This is a genomic window from Streptomyces sp. NPDC088246, from assembly GCF_044741025.1.
Taxonomy (GTDB): Bacteria; Actinomycetota; Actinomycetes; order Streptomycetales; family Streptomycetaceae; genus Streptomyces.
In genome coordinates this window covers 166,191-183,178 of the sequence record NZ_JBIURV010000016.1, presented here as the reverse complement: position 1 = coordinate 183,178, position 16,988 = coordinate 166,191, and the positions used below count along the sequence as shown (strand labels likewise).

Below are 16,988 nucleotides of genomic sequence, written 5' to 3'. Positions count from 1 at the left end.
ACACCGCCGGCACCACCGCGGATGCGGAATGCGCAACGGAGAGGCTGCGGCGGTGCAGATTAAGAGCATCGTTGCCGACGACTTGGACGCCCCGGCTGCGGCCGGGGTGAACGGACCGGAGGACGTCTTCTTCGCGGACTGGGACAGTATCGGCCGGGACCAGGTGGAGGAGAACGTACGCCGGCTGCGCCGGCGCATCTTCACGCCATCGAGGGACGGTGACCTGGCGAAAGTCAGGAATCTGCAGAAACTGATGCTCCGGAGCCTGAGCAACACGCTGGTCAGCGTTGGCCGGGTGACGGAGGTCGACGCCGGACGAGCGTCGGGCAACGAGATGACTCTGCGATCCCAAGAGCCTTCAGGGCTTGCTCGAGCCGTATGCGCGGATGTCGTGCACGTACGGTTCCGAGGGGGCGGGGACGCAGCAATGCGTCCCCGCTGCCCGACGGCATCGGTATCGGTTCGCGTCCCAACCGCCATGTCTCCGCTGACGGCGTGGGGCTGGTGGGTCGCGCCGGGGCACGGCTGTTGCCTGATCTTGCCGCTGCCACCGGACTGGCCAGTGCGTACTTTGACCACTTCGGCCACGCGGCACTGGCCACGACCCGGGACGGATCGCCACCGGCCGCACGGTGACGCTCGCCGACGGCGGCGAGGCCGCCACGGATCTGGCCGTGTTGCGGGTCCAGGGCGAGGTGTTCGGCCCGGTCGTCGCGCGAGCTGTCCGCACACCGGCACGGGATCGGCACGCGTCGGCGGCGGCTCAGGCCGGGCCGGCAGGCCCTGCTGGTCCTGGCCCACCTGCGCTGCGGGGACACCTACGCTCAGCTCGCCGCCGGGTTCGGCGTCGGGATCGCGACGGTCCACCGCTACGTGCGCGAGGCGGCAGAGGTCCTGGCCGCGCTCGCGCCGAGCTCGGCAGAGGCGATGCAGACCGCAAGCCGGCCGGCCTTCGTGATCTGCGAGTGAGCGGCGGTAGCGGAGTCACGAAGAAGAGACGGACGCGAAGAGCCCCTCCCGAGCCGCTGCCCTGGAGGCGCCCACGGTCGTGGGCGACGACAAAGACGTGGCACCGCACATCGGCAAGACCACGGTGGTGGACGCACTGGGCCGGCGGGTGATCCCGGGCCTCAACAACGCCCATCTGCACGTCATTCGCGGCGGGCTCAACTACGTACTGGAACTGCGCTGGGACGGCGTTCCCACGCTGCGTCAGGGTCTGGCGATGCTGCGGGAGCAGGCCGCTCGTACCCCGAAGGATCAGTGGATACGGGTGGTGGGCGGCTGGTCGGCCGAGCAGTTCGCCGAGCGGCGGCTGCCGACCGCGGCGGAGCTGAACGCCGCGGCCCCGGACACCCCTGTGTTTGTCCTGCACCTGTACCAGTCGGCCGTGCTCAACCGGGCAGCGCTCAAGGCCGCCGGATTCGACAGGAACACCCCGGACCCAAGAGGCGGTCAGATCGTACGCGGCCGGGATGGTGAGCCGACGGGCATGCTGCTGGCCGCGCCCAGCGCCTTCATCCTCTACTCGACCCTGGCCAAGGCGCCGGTGCTCCAGAGCGACGACCAGAAGACCTCGACCCGTCATTTCCTGCGCGAACTGAACAGGTTCGCACTGACCTCGGCCATCGACGCCGCGGGCGGATTCCAGAACTTCCCCGACAACTACAGCACCGTCATCGAACTGGCAAAGGCGGGTCAGTTGTCGCTTCGCGTCGCCCATCACCTCTTTCCGCAGACAGCCGGCCAGGAGATAGCCGACCTGACCCGATGGATCGAAATGGCCGACCCCGAAGACGGGGACGAATGGCTGCGCCTCAACGGTGCGGGAGAGAACCTCACCTGGGCGGCAGCGGACTTCGAGAACTTCAACCAGCCTTGTCCCGAACTTACCGAATACGAGAAGGAATTCGAGAAGGCGGTACGTCTTCTCACGGAGAACGGTTGGGGCTTCCGGCTGCACGCCACATACGACGAGACCATCCGCCGAGACCTCGCAGTCTTCGAAAGGCTGGCCGCGGAAGGACTCTTCCCGGTCGGGAACCGGTGGCTGTTCGACCACGCGGAGACCGTCTCCGCGGACAGCCTCGACCGCGTCGCCGTGCTCGGCGGTGCCATGTCCGTGCAGAATCGCTTGTCCTTCCAGGGTGAGGCGTTCCTGCGCCGCTACGGCCCCGGCGCTGCCGCGGACGCCCCGCCGATCCGGGCCATGCTGGACCGCGGGCTGACGGTGGCCGCCGGCACCGACGCCACCCGGGTCTCCACGTACAACCCCTGGGTGGCCCTGCACTGGCTGGTCAGCGGCCGCAACGTCGGCGACGTGGTGCTCCGCCCGCGGACCAACCGTGTCGACCGGCAGACCGCGCTGACGATGTTCACCCGCGCCGGCGCCGAACTGACCGGCGAGGAAAAGGTCAAGGGCGTCCTGCGCCCGGAATGCTACGCGGACCTCGCGGTCCTGTCCGATGACTACTTCACCGTGCCCGAGCCGGAGATCGCGCACATCGAGTCGCTGCTCACCGTCACCGGCGGACGAATCGTCTACGCCGCCGCCGAGTACGAGGGACTCGACGAGGAACTGCCGCCCATCAGCCCCGCCTGGAGCCCGGTGGCGCACTTCGGCGGCTACCAGGCTTCCCTGCAGGGCGTTTCGGGGGTCCGCCAGGCGGAGTCGCTCGGCGCGGCCGTCGCCGAGTCGGAGCAACACCGCGCGTGGCGCGTACAACGCGGTCTGATCCCGGACACCGCCTACACGCCCTTCGATCCACGCTTCTCCCTCTAGCGCTCCCGGGAGGCCAGGTCACGAGCCGCCCCTCTCGGGACACCACCCCACAAGACCCGTCCACCCGACGGTTCTTGCCCGACGCGGACGCCCGTCCGCGCCGCTCCCCGTCGAAAGGCACCCTCGTGGTCGACATCACCGAGGTCACCGCAGCTCCCAGCCCCGGCCTGCTCACCCCCGACAACTGCACCATGCTGTTCGTGGACCACCAGCCGCAGATGTTCTTCGGCACCGGCAGCGGCGACCGCACCGCGATCATCAACGCCACGGTGGGACTGGCCAAGGCCGCCAAGGTGTTCGACGTCCCGGTCGTCCTGAGCGCCGTGGCCGCCGAGTCCTTCTCCGACCCGATCATGCCGCAGTTGCCGGCCGTCTTCCCCGACCACGAGATCATCGACCGCACCTCGATGAATGCCTGGGAGGACCCCGCGTTCGTCGAGGCCGTCAAGGCGACGGGGCGCAAGAAGCTCGTCATAGCCGGTCTCTGGACGGAGGTCTGCGTCGTGCTGCCCACGCTCTCCGCCCTCGCCCAGGGTTATGAGGTCTACGTGGTCACCGATGCTTCCGGCGGCGTCAGCCCGCAGGCCCACGAACACGCCGTGCAGCGAGTGATCCAGGCCGGCGCGGTCCCGGTCACCTGGGTGCAGGTGCTCCTGGAGCTCCAGCGCGACTGGGCCCGCACGGAGACGTACGCGGCCGTGACGGACGTGGTGAAGGAGCACGGCGGCGCCTACGGTCTCGGCATCGTCTACGCGCAGGCCGTCATCGGCGCGCACGCGGCGGGCTGACCCCGCGCCGATCGAACAGGGTCAAGGACGGACCTCAGGAACAGGCAGGAAAGAGATGGACGCGGGACTGTTGGTCCTCCGGCTGGTGGCGGGACTCCTCATCGCCGGCCACGGAGTGCAGAAGGTGAGCTCCCGGCTCGGGGGCCACGGCTTGGCAGGCGGAACCGAGGAGTTCCGGCACGACGGGTTCCGCGGCGGCCGGCTGACGGCGGTCGTCGCGGGGACCAGTCAGATCGGCGCCGGCCTGTTCCTGACCGCCGGACTGATCACGCCCATGGCGGCCATGGCCGCCATGGGCGTGATGGGCGTGATGGGCGTGATGACGGTCGCCGGCACCGTCAAGTGGGCCAAGGGCCTGTGGGTGCAGAACGACGGCTACGAGTACCCGATGGTCCTCGTCGTCGTCTCCGTGGCGCTCGCCCTCACCGGACCCGGCCGGTGGTCCCTCGACGACGCGCTGGGCATCAGCCCGTGGCCGCTGTGGATCGTCCTCGTCGCGATCGTAATCGGGCCCGTCAGCGGGCTGCTGACCCGCCTGGTGCTGCACCGCCGGCCCACGGCCCAGGAAAGGAAGCCCCATGCGCAGGCTGCTGACTGACGCGGTCCATACGCTGGCGCCGCCCAGAGAGGACCGCCATGGCCCGTTGCCTCCGCTGATGCTGGCGCTGACCGTGGTCACCGGTCTCGTCGACGCGGTGAGCTACCTGGCCCTCGGGCACGTCTTCGTCGCCAACATGACCGGCAACGTGGTGTTCCTCGGTTTCGCGCTGGCGGGAGCCCCGAACCTGTCCGCGCTCGCCTCCGTCGTCGCGCTGGCGGTGTTCCTCCTCGGCGCGCTGGCCGGCGGCAGACTGGGCACTCGGTTCGCCACGCACCGCGGGCACCTCTTGCGGATGGCCACCGCCGCGCAGACGGTTCTGGTGGCCGTCACGGTCGTCGTCACGGCGGTCGCCGGTGGCCGGGTCACCACGGGCGTCCAGTACACGCTGATCGTGTGCCTCGGGCTCGGCCTGGGTCTGCAGAACGCGGTCGCCCGGCGTCTCGGGGTCCCCGACCTCACCACGACCGTTCTGACCCTGACCCTCACGGGGCTGGCCGCGGACTCCACCCCCGCGGGCGGCGCGGCGCCGAGGCCCGGCCGCCGGATGCTGTCCGTGCTGGCCATGCTGCTCGGCGCTCTCGTCGGAGCCGAACTCGTCCTGCACGGCCGTCTCGTGCTCACACTGGGCCTTGTGCTGCTGCTCCTGGCGCTCGTCTCCGTGGTGACACACCGGCTGTCCGCCACCGAGGCCGTCTGGATCCGGCCGCCGTCCTGAGGAAGGAGCGCGCGTGCGTGTCGGACAGGCCGAGGCCTCCCTGCTCCCGGGAACGCCTCGGCCTGTCCTGTTCAACCCTGGAGCTTTCGGCCGCCCCGGCCGGGCGTGTCCCACCGTTGCCGGGCGGATGAGACGCAGCAGCGGAATGCCGTCCGGGGGCAGTGCGCCGCCGGGCCACATCCCATGCGCTCACCACGTCGGCCGCCGCTACGTCTGGAACGTGCCCGGCGTGCGCCGAGTCCTCCTGCGTACGCTGCTGTTCATTCGCGGCGGCGCCGCCTTGTGGGCGCTGCTGCCCTGGACTGCGAGCCGCTCCCTCGGCCTCGGCTCGGGTGCATACGGGCTGCTGCTGGGGTCGGTGGGCGTGGGGGCGGTGGTGGGAGCCTTCGCGCTGCCCCGGCTGCGTCGCGTGCTGGGTGCCAACGGCACGCTCGCGGCCGGAGCTGTGGTGTTCGCCGGGGTGCTCGCGGTCCTGGCGACGGTCCGCGCCCCGTGGCCGGTCGCGGTCGCACTGCTTCCGGCGGGTCCCGCCTGGATCGCTGTGCTGTCCACGCTCAACGCGGCTGTGCAGGCACGACTGCCGGGCTGGGTCAGGGCGCGGGGACTCGCCGTCTGCCTCCTGGTCTTCCAGGGCGGCCAGGTGGTGGCTGCGCCCCTGTGGGGTGCGGTGGCCGACTGGCGCCTCGGCGGGGGCGTGGACGGGGAAGGCGAAGGGCGGTGCGGAGATGACGCGCGCGCCGAGTCCGGCCTTGAGCGTGTCGGCGACGACGGTGTCGATGTCGGTCATCGCCGCCGTCGGGGGCGACAACGGGACTTACCCGAGGAAGAGTTCGCCGTCGCGGTCGTGCATGCCCCCGAGCGGACTCCCCGGTGGGAGGGCGAGCAGGTCGCGCGGCAGCCAGTGGGCGTGGACATCGATGACTCCGGCCCGGATGTCACCGTTCATGGTGTCCTCCCCGCTGCTCCCGGGCGGCGCGCGTGATGGCGCGCCGGATGGGTTCGTAGCCGGTGCACCGGCAGATGTTGGAGCCGACCACGCCTGCGACGGCGTCGGGCTTCTCCGCGAGGTCAGGGTCGGTTTCGAGCGCTCCCGCGGCCACCATGAGGAAGCCCGGTGTGCAGAAGCCGCACTGGAGGGCGTGTTCGGCCGAGAACGCCCTTTGCAGCGGGTGGGGTTCGCCGTCGGGTCCCGTGAGGCCCTCGACCGTACGGACGGAGCTGCCGTCGCACTGCACGGCCAGCACCAGGCACGAGCGGACCGGCGCGCCGTCCATGAGGACGGTGCAGGCCCCGCAGATGCCGTGCTCGCAGCCGAGGTGCGTACCGGTGAGGCCCAGGTCGTCGCGGAGGACGTCGGCGAGCAGGCGCCGGGGCTCCACGTCGAGGAGGTGGCCGGTGCCGTTCACGTTGAGCGTGACCTTCATCGGTGGTCTCCCTCGCGTGCGGCGAGACGCGCGCGCAGGTCCGCCGCCGCCTCGCGCAGGGTTCTGCCGACCAGGACGGCGACGGCCTGCCGCTTGTACGCGGCGTCGGCGTACGGTTCGGCGACCGGCGCGGCGTCCTCCTGGGCGGCGACCCGGCCGGCGCGGGCGAACGGATGGTCGTCGGGCAGCCGGCGTCGCGTGGGCGGTGGGCCGAACTCGGCACCGATCAGCGTCCGTTCGGCGGCACGGGCCCGTACCGGGTGGTCGGCGGAGTTGACCAACCCGATCCGTGCGTCGCCGACCACGCCGTCGTGCACCGTGAGCACCGCCGCGACGGCGACCTGGGCGAAGCAGAAGTGGGTGCGGCGGTGCTCGATGAAGCCGACTCCGGTGCGCTCGCCGAGCAGCGGGAGGCGCACGGCGGTGATGAGCTCCTCGGGCCTGCGCGCGGTGCGGTTCGGGCCGAGGAAGTAGCCGTCGGCCGCGATCTCTCGGGCGCCGGCCGGCCCGGTCACCTCCACGGTGGCGTCCAGGGCGACGCCGATGGCGCACCATTCCGAGGCGGGATGGGCATAGGCGAAGCTGCCGGCCATGGTCCCGCGCGAACGGATGGGCGGGTGGGCGATGTTGACCACGGCCCGGGACAGCAGGGCGCCGAGCGGGCCCGGTACCGCGTCGGCCGCTTCGAAGGCCGCGTGGCGGACCAGGGCGCCGACGCGCAGCTCGCCGCCCTCGACGCACATGCGGTCGAGCTCCGGGATGCGGTTGATGTCGACGACGCGTTCGGGGCGGATGCGGTGCAGGTGCATCTCCAGGATCAGGCTCTGCCCTCCCGCTAGCACCTGGGCCTTGCGCCCGGTGTCGCCGAGTGCCTCGACGGCCTCGGCGACCGTGCGGGGGACCACATAGTCGAAGGATGCGGGTTTCACCGGTCACCTTCCTCGTGTCGCGGGGTGTGTGCCGCCCGCCAGACGGTGTCCGGGGTGAGCGGCATCTGCAGCAGGCCGGGATCGGCGTTCCGCAGGGCGTCGGCCACGGCATTGACGATGGCCGCCGGGGTGCCGATGCAGCCGGACTCCCCCGCTCCCTTGGCGCCCAGCGGTGTGGCGGGGCTGGGTGTGCGGGTGTCCTTGATGTCGATGGGCGGGATCTCCGTGGACGTCGGGAGCAGGTAGTCCAGGAAGCCGTTCGCCAGCCGCGGCACTCCCGCGTCGTCGAACGTCATGCCTTCGTAGAGGGCCTGGCCGATGCCCTGCACGGCCGATCCGAACGCCTGCCCGTGCACCACGGTGGGGTTGAGGACCACTCCGCAGTCGTCGACGGCCACGAGCCGCAGGACCTTCACGGTACCCAACTCGGGATCCACCTCGGTCACCGCCGCGTGGGCGCCGAAGGGGAACGCCATGCCGGCCTCGTACCGGTCCTCGACTCGCAACGGGCCGGTGGACTGCACCAGTTCGCCGAGGTCGGCGACGGCCGAACCGTCGTGGGCGGCGTGCACGGTCCCGTCCGCCCACTCGACCTCGTCGGCCGGCAGGCCCCACAGCTGCGCCGCCCGGGCGCGGGCCTCCTCGATCAGGAGGCCCGCGGCATGCTGGAACATGGCGCCGACGACCTGGGCCGACCGGCTGGCGAAGGAGCCCAGACCCTCGGGCTGTTCGTCGGTGTCGCCCTCGATCAGGCGGACCCGCTCCTCCGGGATGCCGAGGACCTTGGCGACCATCGCGGGGAAGACCGTCTCGTGCCCCTGGCCGCTGGGGGCCGCACCGCAGCGGGCGGTGACGGTGCCGTCCTCGTGGACTTCCAGACTGCCGAACTCGTGCAGGCCACCGGTTTCACCGCCAGAGCGCTCCACATAGCAGGAGACTCCGATGCCCAGCGGCAGCGCGTCCGGGTCCGCGCGGCGGCGGGCCTGCTCCGCGCGCCATTCCTCGTGGCCGAGCGTCTCCAGGGCCAGGTCCAGGGCCGCCGCGTAGTTCCCGCTGTCGTAGCGGCGTCCGGTCGGTGTCTCGTACGGAAAGGCCTGCGGCGGGATGAAATTGCGCCGCCGCAGCTCGATCGGGTCGATGTCCAGGCGGCGGGCGAGCAGGTCCATCGTCCGCTCGATGGCGATCGCCGCCTCGGGACGTCCGGCGCCCCGGTACGGGTACGTCACCATGGTGTTGGTGAGCACCGAGCGCAATGTCGCGTGGACACGTGGGGTGGTGTACGCGCCGGTCGCCATCCACGCCGTCTGCATCGGCAGTCCGGCGCCGAGGTGGGGATAGGCGCCGATGTCGGCGTCGATCGTCAACGCGTAGGCGAGGAGACGTCCTTCGGCGTCGGCGGCGAGGCGGACGGTCTGGTCCTGTCCCCTGCCCCGGGTGGCGACGAGCATCGACTCCATGCGGTCCTCGATCCAGCGCACGGGCCGCCCGAGCTTGACGGCCAGGCATGCGACGACCACGAACTCGGGGAAGGCGGCGCTCTTGGACCCGAAGGCACCCCCCGTCTCGGGGACGACCACCCGGATCCGGTCGGTGGACCAGCCGAGCAATGCTGCCAGTTCACGCCGCAGCCGGTGCGGCATCTGGTGCCCCGACCACACGGTCAGCCGGTCTCCCTCGGGTACGGCGAGGATGGTGCGGCACTCCATGGGGCTGGGCATCAGCAGTTGCTGGCGGTAGGTGGCCTCGACCACGGCGGCCGCCTCCTGCCAGACGGACGGGGCGACAGGCTCGCCCGCCTCGCCGCGCAGGGCGATGTTGCTCAGTCCGTCGAACAGGCGGACGGAGTCGTCCAGCGCCGCGGCGGGTGTCACCACGGCGGGCAGGGAGTCGATGGTGGCGGTGACCTCGGCGGCCCCGTCCTCGGCCCGGTACCGGTCCGTTCCCAGAACGACCGCCAGCGCCTCGCCCGGATACCGCACCCGGTCCTTCACCAGGGCCGGCCACTCCCGGCCCGCGACGGCGTCCTCCGTGGAGAGCCCGGCCAGCAACGTGTACGGCACCGGAGGAAGCTCCGGCAGATCCGCAGCCGACCAGGCTCCCACGACCCCGGGCACGACGCGGGCCGCCGTACAGTCCACCGCGCGCAGTACGCCGTGGGGCACTTCGCTTCTCACGAATGCGGCGTCCAGACATCCTGGAACGCGGATATCGGCAACGTACCGGCCTTTCCCGGAAAGCAGCCGCTCGTCCTCACGCCTCGTCCATTGCTCCACAACAACACTCCGTTCGTGTCTTTGCGGGAATTGACGTCATTCCGCCGGAATGCCACGCCGACGGAATTCAGCTGCTTGGACTCTAACCGCGACAGAAGCGGCGGGGCGAGCGACAGGCGGGCCCTGTGCGCTGTGGGGGTCAAAAGCAGTGCGCTGCCCGCACAGCCGGCCGGAGGGGAACGGTCAGCCCAGTTCGGTGTCCAGCCGGCGCAGGACGTCGGACGTCACCGGGTCGGTGATGTCGGCGAACTCGTCGTGCCGTTTGAGGAACTTGGCCACGTACGGGCAGACGGGCACGATCCGCTTCCCGGAGTTCCGCACGTCGGTGAGCGCCTCCCGGACCAGTTGGGAGGCAAGACCCTGGCCGCGAAAGCGTCGTCGATCTCGGTGTGATGGAAGACGCGCTGTTCCCCACGGTCGCGGTAGGCGGTCAGTCCGGCACGCTCGCCGTCCACCAAAATTTCGTAGCGGTTCCTGGCGTCTGCGCGCTCGACGACCGGATCGGTGGAAGGCCGGCTCATGGGGTGCCTTTCGATCGGGGTCAGTGAACCGGCGGATTCCTGCGCGGCTTGATGCTCGCACGGGGCAGCGCAGGCGCGGGAAGACGGTCTCCGGGATATCCTTCGACGGCGCCGAAACGATCGGAGGATTCTTGCCATTCCTCGCGGGCTTTGACAATGTCCTCGTGGTTGCGGCCGATGAAATTCCACCACATCACGATCTCCTCTCCGAACGGCGTCCCACCGAGCAGGAGCGTCCGTGCGGGGCCGTCCGAGTCGTTCGTCAGCGTCAGTGTGCCGGGGCCCGGGGGGACGTAGCCCAGTTCGGCCGGGCGCAGCAGGACGTCGGCGAGGCGGACGTCGCCCCGATCGACCAGGAGACCGTGCTCGAAGCCGCGGTCCACGGCGAGCGTGACGGTCGCGTGGGGCTGGAGCGCGATCTCGGCGCCGAGCAGGGGCGTGAAGGCCGGCACCGGTGAGGTGACGCCGGCGAGCGAGCCCAGGAACACCCTGATCTCGGCCCCGTCGACCCGTACGGGCTCGGGGACGTGATGGTGGAAGTCGCGTGCGGTGTGCCGGTGCTCCTCGGGCAATGCCACCCACAGCTGGACGCCGTGCAGGACGGTGGTCCGCGGAGTGGAGACCTCGGAGTGGGCGATGCCGTGCCCGCCGGTCATGAGGTTCAGTTCGCCGGGCCGTACGAAGGCGTGGCTGCCCAGGCTGTCCCGGTGCTCGATCTCCCCGGTGAAGAGCCAGCTCACCGTCTGGAGTCCGGTGTGCGGGTGCGGGGCGACATCCATGCCGTCGGTCTCGGAGACGTCGTCGGGGCCGTAGTGGTCCGCGAAGCACCAGGCCCCGATCAGGGTCCGGGCACGCTGAGGCAGCGTGCGCCGCACGGTCATGGCCCGGGGGCCGCCGAGGGGCACGTCGCGCGGGGTCAGTACGTCGACCCGGGGCACCCCGTCCGGCCGCTCGCCGTCCACCGCCGCGCCGCACCGCACCTCGACGGACTTCGTTTCGACATTGCTCATGGTGGGCCGCCTCTCAGCCGAGTACTTGTTTCACATTCAACCATTATGTGTGCGCTCGAACCAGCGAGCACGGTTCTTCGACCGGCAACACCCCGTGCACTCGCCGGCAACCCTCCCCGGCGGACCCACCGTACGGTCACCAGCACCGTGGACCGCCGGAACTCGGCGGACGATCGGAACGGAACAGTCGCAGACAGGGGGGCGGCATGACACAGCTTCACGCCGGTGTCGCGGACGAAGGCCCGATCGTATGCACGACGACAATCCTTGTCACCGTGGCCGGCGATCCGCCGGTACCACTGGCTGCCGAACTCAGCTACACCGCGACGGACCCCTACGCCGTGCGCCTGTCCCTGGGCGCCCCCTCCGCACCGTCCGTCGTCTGGGTCTTCGCCCGATCGCTCCCCGCCCGGGGGCTGCGCCGGCCATGCTGCCGGCCGTGCTGATCAGTGCCGCCTGGTTCGTCGGCGGCGTCTCCGCCTGGTACCTGGTCAGGAACCAGGTCTCCGCCCAGCCCATGGCTCGCCGCTGCCTTTCCATCGCACTCGGCGTCCTCGGTGTTCTGATGCCGGTGCAGCTGTACGTCGGGGACGGCACGGCGGGGTAGACGGGTCCGGTGTTCCCGCGCCCCGGCATCAGGTCCACCCGGCCGTCCGCGAGGTGCTGGAGCATCGCGAAGTCCTCGGCGATCCACACGGGGTCGTCGGTGGTGATCAGTGTCGTGGCGATGGACAGGATCAGCTTCTCGGTGCGGGCGGCGACACAGCCGAGCGTCGTGGTCGGGGACGACGGTACGAACGGCGGGTTGTTGTGCTCGCCGGTCGCGAAGACGTCCAGGCCCACCTCCTCCGCCTTGAGCGCGATGGCGACCATCGCCTTGATGCGCTCGTGCTCCGACTGCGTGCGGCCTGGGGTCGGATCGGGCGTCACGTCCCCGACCGTGAAGATGCCGAACTGCATGGGTCTCTCTTCCTTCCGGCAATCGTGTGAGGAGGAGAACGCCAGGCGTCGGCCGCACGAGCGTCATGACTGTGCGCGCACGGGGTCGAGTCCTCCAGCGCCCGTCTCGGGCGAGTCTGCGTCATGCGCTGCCGTGCGTGACGGATGGTTACCGTCGGGGCCGGCTTCGGATCCGATGCCCCGTTGCAGAAAAGGGAGTTCATCCATGGTGCATGAGCAGATCCTGGTGCTTGCCGCGACGGGCGGGCAGGGCGGTGCCGTGACCGACGCGCTGCTCGTCCGCGGGGCCCGGATCAGGGCGCTGGTCCGCGACCCCGGCCGGAGTGCCGCGCGGCAACTGGCCGACCGGGGTGTCGAGGTGGTTGCGGGTTCCCTGAGCGATCCCGGGTCGCTCGCCGCGGCCATGAAGGGGGTGGCCGGTGTCTTCGCGTTCACCACCCCCTTCGAGGCCGGTGTCGAGGCGGAGGTGGACCAGGGGCGGGCGATTCTCGCCGCAGCGGCGCAGGAGCGCGTTCCACATCTCGTGTTCAGCTCGGTCGCCGGGGCCGACCAGGACAGCGGGGTACCGCATTTCGAGAGCAAGGCGCGCATCGAGGCGGAACTGGCCGCGGGCGATGTGCCGTACACGATCCTGGGGCCGACGTACTTCTTCGACAACGCGCTCGGCGGAGCGCGGCGCATCCTCGACGGCGTGCTCGATCTGCCGCTGCCGCCCGATCGGCCGTTGCAGCAACTCGCCCGGCCCGACCTCGGCGCGTTTGCCGCGGACGTGCTGCTCGACCCCGCTCGGTACGTCGGGCAGCGCATCGAACTGGCCGGCGACGCACCCACTCCCACACAGATGGCGGCCGCGCTCGGCACGGCGCTGGGACGGGAGGTCCGCCACGAGTACGTCCCGCTGACGGCCATCGGCAATCCGGACATGCACGCGATGTGGACGTTCCTGAACGGACCCGGCTACCGTGTCGACATCCCCGCCCTTCATGCCGCCCACCCGGAGATCCACTGGACCGGCTTCGCCGACTGGGCGCGCCGCACCTGGGCCACCGGGGGCTGAACCGGCCGGCCGGCTCGCCGGGCCGCGCGCACGAGCACGCCCGGCGAGCCCCGCCGCCCCCGGATCTCACGCATTCACGCGATGTGGCGAAAACGCCCCACCGGCACGGTGTGTCCGGAAAACGCACTGGCCCAAGGGTGGAGATCACGTCGCCGGATTCACCGCTGCCGGAACCCCTCGGGCACCCCCTACACCACGGACGCGGCGCCCGCCCACCGACGCCGGTCGTACTGGCGCGAGGCCTTGTCCCGGACGTTCGGCGCGGTGGACATGGGCGTTCCCGACGAAGTCGGCCGCGGCCCGATCCGTACGTCACTGCTGGGTCCGATGCAGGTCGTCATGGTGGACGGCGACCCGCTGCGGGCCCTGCGCACACGGCGGCTCATCGCGGGGAGCGACAACGACGACTACGTGGTGGTGAAGCTGCTGAGCAGAGGTGTCGCGGAACGTCCGACTGAAGTGGGAGGGGTTGGTGAAACCCCAGCGTGCGGCCACCGCCGCGATCGACCGGTGGGCCGCGCCGGCCTGGGCGAGTTCCTCGCGTACCACCTCCAACCGGCGCGTCCGTACCCAGGCGTTGACGGTGGTGCCCTGCATCTGGAAGAGCCGGTGCAGATAGCGCAGGGAGATGCCGTGCTGGTCGGCGATGTCCTGGGGGGGTGAGTCCGGGCTCCTGCAACCGGTCCTGGACGGATGCCGTGATCCGCTCCTACAGCGCCGGCGCGGGCCGACTGCCGGCCTGTTCCAAGGCCAGCGTGCCCAGGATCTCCGCGGCAAGTCGGGCGAGTTCGCCGCGTCGGGTCGCACAGGCCCGGACGGCCTCGTCGACGAGCCCGCACAGCAGCGGCAGCAGCAGGGCCGCCGCGCCCTCCCCGGCGTCGTCCACCGCGGTGGCTGTCAGGGCGGCCAGCTGCCCTTCCTCCAGCCGGAGCAGGGCCCGGGGCATCATGAGGATCCGGGCCCGCTGCCGCCTCGGCAGCACGATCCGGTACGGGCACCGCGCGTCGTGCAACGCCAGGCTGCCGGGCCGGAGTTCGGCGGTGCGGCCGTCCTGCAACAGCAGTGCGGTGCCCTCCAGCCGGGATCTCCCACCGCATGCGCTGCCACCAGAGCCTCGGCCAGACGGCGTGAGCGCTCCCGCCGCTGCGGGCTGAGCCGGGCCGCCTGCTCCAGAGCGCGCGGTGCCCACGACGTCCCCGTGCCGCCACGCGGAGTCCTCGAGCAGGGCGGCCACGGACTCGTCAGTCCGCAGGGTGGCGGTGGCCAGGTGGTGAGCCCTGCTCTCCGGTCGCGCGACGGTCTCGGCGAGGTCCTGCTGGACCTGCTGCTGCCGCTCGCCCGCGGGATGCCGCGAGAACGCGGCCGCCCGCGCCAGCGGACGCCGGAAGACGAGACGGTCCTCGACCAGCGAGACCAGACCGGCCGCCTCCGCCGGGGCCCACACGGCGAGGTCGTCGGTGTCCAGAGCGGCCATGAGGGTGGCGACGCTCTCCCCCGGTCGCGCGGCAGCGGCGTACAGCAGGGCCCGTCCTGTCGCGGGGGCAGCGCGTCGAGTCGTGCCGCGAAGGCGTGTGCCGTCAGCGGGCGCCCCGCCGGTGCGCCGCCGACGCCTCCGGCTCGGAAGGCCGTGGGCACCCGGCGGCTCAGTTCCACCAGGGCCGCGGGATTGCCTTCGGCTTCCTCCAGGATCTCCAGCCTGCGCCGGCCGGTGGGCGCCGCCGGCTGGCGGTCCAGCAGCGCCGCGGCCGAGGGGGCGCTCAGCGGGCCCAGATGCAGGCTCTCCATGACGGGGGGCAGGCCGGGCGGGGCGCCTCACCGCGCGCGGAGAGCAGAACCCTGAGCGGGCGGCCGGTCAGAAGCCGGATCCCCGCGCAGAGCGCGTCGAGGAAGGCACGGTCACAGGCGTGAATGTCGTCGACGCACACCCCGCCCCAGTGGACGCGACGACGCCGAGCCGCAGGACGATCGACGGGCGGCTTCGTCGCCGACCACCGACCGGGATGGAGGGACCTTCATGCGTGTACTCCGGACCTGCTCGGCTGCCCACGGCTGTGGACCTGTTCCCTGGCCGAGTCCATCGTCGGGAGAACGAGATCACGGCGCTTCTGTCATATGACCAGTCGTCCGCCGCCTCCGGTGCCGGCCGGCACCGGGGCCGCGGGCGGCGGCCGTACGGTGGGCCACGGGCGGTCGGCCGTACCGCGGCTCGCGCACGTCCGGAGGTTCCCGGCTGGCAGGATGACCGGGGCATGATCACCGGCTGGAGGAGAACGACCGTGGTGCACATTGGTCCCGATTACCCCGCCGATCCGGGCATCCTCGGCAGGACCGCCGAGCTGTCCCGCATCGAGGTGCTGCTCGGGGCGGTGGACGGCACCGGCCCGCAGGTGCTGGCGCTGGTCGGGGAGCCGGGGGCGGGCAAGAGCACCCTCGTCGACTGGGCGGCCGAGCAGGGCCGGGCCCGGGGTCTGCGGCCCCTGCGGGTGCGCGGCAGCGAGGGCGAGGCCGGGCTGGGGCTCTAGGGTGTCCACCAGCTCCTGCATCCGCTGCTTCCGGGTGGCACACTGCCCGCCCAGCAGCGGGAGGCTCTCGACCGCGCCTTCGGGATGACGGCGGCTCACCACGAGGCGGCTCTCGACCAGATGTCGCTGTGCGTCGGCGTGCTCGCCCTCATCGGCGACGCCGCCACGCACCAACCACTGCTCCTGCTCGTGGACGACGTCCAGTGGCTCGACCTCGGCTCGGTGGACGTGCTGGGCTTCCTCGCCCGGCGCCTGGAGGGCAAACCGGTGGTGATGCTGCTCGCCGCCCGCGAGGAGGGCGTGCCGGCCCGCTTCGACCGGTACTTCCCCCAGGTGACTGTGGGCCCGCTGAGCAGGGCGGCGGCGGGTCTGCTGCTGGACGCCCAGCCGAACCCGCCCCGCGGCAGGGCCCGCACCCAGATCCTCCAGCAGGCCGCCGGCAACCCGCTGGCCCTGATCGAGCTGCCGCGGGCCCTCGCCCGGGGCCGGACCGGCACGGGCCAGGACGGCGGTGCCGCCCTGCCGCTCACCGCACGCCTGGAGAACCTGTTTGCCGCCGGCCTCCCCGGCCTGCCCGAGCCCACGCGTCAGGCGCTGCTCCTGGTCGCGGCCGCCGGCACCGGGCAACTCGCCGATCTCCTGCGCGCCGCCCCGTCGTTGGACGCCGTCGAGCCACTGGACCCCGCGGAGCGCGTCGGACTGGTGCGGATCGAGGACGGCCAGGTGCTGCTGCGCCATCCGCTGGTGCGTTCGGCCGTCTACCAGGCGGCTTCCTTCGCCGAGCGCCGGCAAGCCCATCTCGCGCTGGCCGCCGCTCTCGCCAAGGAACCGGACCGCCGGGCGTGGCACCTGGCCGCCGCCGCGACGGGCCAGGACGCAGACGTCGCCGACGCCGACGCCCTGGCGGAGAGTGCCGAACGGGCGCGTGCCCGGGGCGGGTACGCGGCGGCCGCGGCGGCGCTGGAACGCGCCGCCGATCTGACCCCGGCGCCGCACCTGCGCGCCCGGCGCCTGCTGATGGCCGCGCAGGCGGCCATGTTCGCCGGCCATCCACAGTGGGTCGGCGAGATCAGCGGCCGGGTCGGCGACCTGACCGAGGACGCGCGGCTGCGCGCCGAGGCCTCGCTCCTGGGCGGGCGGGCCCTGGGCGTCACGCTCCGCCACGAGGAGGCGCTGGCGCTGCTGCTGGGCGGCGCCGAAGCCACCGCCGCCTCGATCCCGGACCTGGCGCTCGGGACCCTGGGCACCGCCGCGACGTCCGTGTACAACTCCGGGACGCCGTTCCACCGGGCCCGAACTGCGGCGGATCGGCGCCCTCCTCGACGACGCCGGCAATCCGGCCGCGCTCGCCTGGTCCCAGGCGGTCATCGACCCGCACCGCCAACGGGCCCGGCTCCTGGGCCTTT

General features: G+C 71.8%; 15 protein-coding genes and 4 pseudogenes. 10 read left to right on the top strand and 9 right to left on the bottom strand.

The window, feature by feature from the left end; all coding sequences use genetic code 11:
• Positions 1–28: 28 nt before the first annotated feature.
• The 7 genes and pseudogenes from ACIPEK_RS23020 to ACIPEK_RS22990 all read left to right on the top strand — a co-directional run.
• Positions 29–310 (top strand): annotated as a pseudogene (locus ACIPEK_RS23020) (reverse transcriptase N-terminal domain-containing protein); the annotation flags it as partial.
• A gap of 410 nt (positions 311–720) precedes the next feature.
• Positions 721–966: pseudogene (locus ACIPEK_RS23015) on the top strand (transposase family protein); the annotation flags it as partial.
• Between the two features lie 82 nt (positions 967–1,048).
• Positions 1,049–2,782, top strand: coding sequence for an amidohydrolase (locus ACIPEK_RS23010; RefSeq protein WP_401999035.1), 1,734 nt, complete (start codon positions 1,049–1,051; stop codon positions 2,780–2,782).
• Between the two features lie 125 nt (positions 2,783–2,907).
• Entirely contained in the window at positions 2,908–3,570 is a 663-nt protein-coding gene (locus ACIPEK_RS23005) for a hydrolase (protein ID WP_401999099.1), read from the top strand.
• A gap of 55 nt (positions 3,571–3,625) precedes the next feature.
• The gene (locus ACIPEK_RS23000) at positions 3,626–4,168 is read left to right on the top strand and encodes a DoxX family protein (protein WP_401999032.1); all 543 of its coding nucleotides are present in this window, start codon (positions 3,626–3,628) and stop codon (positions 4,166–4,168) included.
• Positions 4,149–4,886, top strand: coding sequence for a YoaK family protein (locus ACIPEK_RS22995; protein ID WP_401999029.1), 738 nt, complete (start codon positions 4,149–4,151; stop codon positions 4,884–4,886). Before ACIPEK_RS23000 ends, ACIPEK_RS22995 begins: the two co-directional genes overlap by 20 nt.
• 127 nt (positions 4,887–5,013) lie before the next feature.
• Positions 5,014–5,868: an MFS transporter gene (locus ACIPEK_RS22990; protein ID WP_401999026.1), complete on the top strand. Its 855-nt coding sequence runs from the start codon at positions 5,014–5,016 to the stop codon at positions 5,866–5,868.
• Here ACIPEK_RS22990 and ACIPEK_RS22985 read toward each other — a convergent pair.
• The 5 genes and pseudogenes from ACIPEK_RS22985 to ACIPEK_RS22965 all read right to left on the bottom strand — a co-directional run bounded on the left by ACIPEK_RS22985 (position 5,822) and on the right by ACIPEK_RS22965 (position 11,043).
• Entirely contained in the window at positions 5,822–6,310 is a 489-nt protein-coding gene (locus ACIPEK_RS22985; protein ID WP_401999024.1) for a (2Fe-2S)-binding protein, read from the bottom strand. The genes ACIPEK_RS22990 and ACIPEK_RS22985 overlap by 47 nt on opposite strands.
• Complete coding sequence (locus ACIPEK_RS22980; RefSeq protein WP_401999021.1) at positions 6,307–7,239, bottom strand: FAD binding domain-containing protein; 933 nt, start codon at positions 7,237–7,239, stop codon at positions 6,307–6,309. The genes ACIPEK_RS22985 and ACIPEK_RS22980 overlap by 4 nt, the downstream gene beginning before the upstream one ends.
• On the bottom strand, positions 7,236–9,413 hold the full coding sequence (locus ACIPEK_RS22975; protein WP_401999018.1) for a xanthine dehydrogenase family protein molybdopterin-binding subunit: 2,178 nt from the start codon (positions 9,411–9,413) through the stop codon (positions 7,236–7,238). The genes ACIPEK_RS22980 and ACIPEK_RS22975 overlap by 4 nt, the downstream gene beginning before the upstream one ends.
• Before the next feature lie 282 nt (positions 9,414–9,695).
• Positions 9,696–10,033, bottom strand: a pseudogene (locus tag ACIPEK_RS22970) (GNAT family N-acetyltransferase).
• 20 nt (positions 10,034–10,053) lie between these two features.
• Positions 10,054–11,043, bottom strand: coding sequence for a pirin family protein (locus tag ACIPEK_RS22965; protein WP_401999015.1), 990 nt, complete (start codon positions 11,041–11,043; stop codon positions 10,054–10,056).
• 206 nt (positions 11,044–11,249) lie between these two features.
• On the opposite strand from ACIPEK_RS22965, the gene ACIPEK_RS22960 reads away from it, so the two are divergent.
• Both ACIPEK_RS22960 and ACIPEK_RS22955 read left to right on the top strand, forming a co-directional pair.
• Positions 11,250–11,489, top strand: a complete 240-nt coding sequence (locus tag ACIPEK_RS22960) for an SsgA family sporulation/cell division regulator (protein ID WP_401999012.1) — start codon at positions 11,250–11,252, stop codon at positions 11,487–11,489.
• Complete coding sequence (locus ACIPEK_RS22955; RefSeq protein ID WP_401999009.1) at positions 11,471–11,650, top strand: cytochrome ubiquinol oxidase subunit I; 180 nt, start codon at positions 11,471–11,473, stop codon at positions 11,648–11,650. Before ACIPEK_RS22960 ends, ACIPEK_RS22955 begins: the two co-directional genes overlap by 19 nt.
• Here ACIPEK_RS22955 and ACIPEK_RS22950 read toward each other — a convergent pair.
• Positions 11,644–12,003 (bottom strand): annotated as a pseudogene (locus ACIPEK_RS22950) (LLM class flavin-dependent oxidoreductase); the annotation flags it as partial. The gene ACIPEK_RS22955 and the pseudogene ACIPEK_RS22950 overlap by 7 nt on opposite strands.
• A 205-nt stretch (positions 12,004–12,208) precedes the next feature.
• Between ACIPEK_RS22950 and ACIPEK_RS22945 the strand changes: the two are divergent.
• A complete protein-coding gene (locus tag ACIPEK_RS22945) occupies positions 12,209–13,060 on the top strand; it encodes an NmrA/HSCARG family protein (protein ID WP_401999006.1) in 852 nt (283 codons plus the stop codon).
• A gap of 312 nt (positions 13,061–13,372) precedes the next feature.
• On the opposite strand, the gene ACIPEK_RS22940 is transcribed toward ACIPEK_RS22945, so the two are convergent.
• The 3 genes from ACIPEK_RS22940 to ACIPEK_RS22930 form a co-directional block, all read right to left on the bottom strand.
• The gene (locus ACIPEK_RS22940) at positions 13,373–13,657 is read right to left on the bottom strand and encodes a helix-turn-helix domain-containing protein (protein WP_401999003.1); all 285 of its coding nucleotides are present in this window, start codon (positions 13,655–13,657) and stop codon (positions 13,373–13,375) included.
• Positions 13,658–13,769: 112 nt separating this feature from the next.
• Positions 13,770–14,534 (bottom strand): hypothetical protein, encoded by a 765-nt coding sequence (locus ACIPEK_RS22935; RefSeq protein WP_401999000.1) that lies wholly within the window; start codon positions 14,532–14,534, stop codon positions 13,770–13,772.
• A 634-nt stretch (positions 14,535–15,168) separates the two neighbouring features.
• Complete coding sequence (locus tag ACIPEK_RS22930) at positions 15,169–16,950, bottom strand: hypothetical protein (protein WP_401998997.1); 1,782 nt, start codon at positions 16,948–16,950, stop codon at positions 15,169–15,171.
• Positions 16,951–16,988 lie beyond the last annotated feature (38 nt).